Annotated in this window: 1 protein-coding gene; it reads right to left on the reverse strand. The window is 60.7% G+C overall.

Annotated features, from left to right (window positions below):
- Positions 1-39: 39 nt before the first annotated feature.
- The coding region (locus tag ACLJNW_RS29235) for a hypothetical protein (RefSeq protein ID WP_410962174.1) at positions 40-229 on the reverse strand (190 nt) is incomplete at its 5' end.

Consider the following 229-nt stretch of genomic DNA (forward strand, 5'->3'; position numbering starts at 1 on the left):
CCACAAGTCCTCTTGCGCCCAACGTCGCGGTCGCCAGCGTCATGTGCCACTGGCACGCGAGCCATCGGAGGCACGAAGGTTCAAGTGGGCGCCGAAACGATGGCAGTGAAGGGAAACATTGAGAGTCGTCAACGACAACGTCGCCGCGTCGTTGACCTCGAGCACGTCATGCATGGCGGGTGTTGGTAACAAGACCAAATCCTCCCTTCGAAGTCGCCCCGTGCTGACG

The organism is Salmonella sp. SAL4457, assembly GCF_046548235.1.
Taxonomy (GTDB): domain Bacteria; phylum Pseudomonadota; class Gammaproteobacteria; order Enterobacterales; family Enterobacteriaceae; genus Salmonella; species Salmonella enterica.